The 643-nt window shown below is 47.1% G+C and carries 1 protein-coding gene and 1 pseudogene; both read right to left on the reverse strand.

The features are described 5' to 3' along the window. A pseudogene (locus R7Q11_RS27090) lies at positions 1 to 419 on the reverse strand (ABC transporter substrate-binding protein); the annotation flags it as partial. Positions 420 to 454: 35 nt separating this feature from the next. After that, positions 455 to 643, reverse strand: a 189-nt coding sequence (locus R7Q11_RS27095; RefSeq protein WP_225467100.1) for a metal ABC transporter permease, incomplete at its 5' end; no start/stop codon positions are given.

Below are 643 nucleotides of genomic sequence, written 5' to 3' on the forward strand. Positions count from 1 at the left end.
TACAACCAAACGTATTTAGATGTCGCTCCATCTCCCAGCTTTACGGCCGCAACGCCATAAGCCCTATGGGAAATCGCTTGTGAAGCATCAATTTCGATCAAACGAATGTTGCCTTGTCGTGCGTAGACATACGTCGGGTCTTGGTCCCAAATGGCTCTCATGGTAATAGCCACGGTTGCGCTCTTTCCTGCCTCTGAAACTTGGTTTGCACCTTTAGTGGCGAACCAATTCGCCATGCGTTCAATGCCATAGCGTTTGGGAGGCAGATATGTGGTTTCCACGCCCGTTCCTTTCATCAGTTGCTCTGACAGCATGTAAGTCACAGGGGTACTGGTTAAAATATCTTTGGCCATCGCCAATGATGACAATGTACTCATCGCCATCAATCCTAAACCTAAAGTAAGAGTTTTCATTTTCATGTCGAGATACTTAAGTTGGGTAGGTAAAAGCGTTATCACGCCTTACGAATAATTCGATAAACCGTTGCAGTTAAGAAGAAAGCAGCGGAAACAATGATGATCGACGCGCCCGATGGCACCGGTAAGTCGAGCTCCATTGGCAATATGGTGCCAACCAAGCAAGCAACCGTTGCAAGCAGAGAAGAAAGCAATACAAAGCTTCCCATTCGCTTGGTGAGCAACCG

The sequence above is a fragment of the Vibrio sp. 970 genome (genome assembly GCF_033339075.1).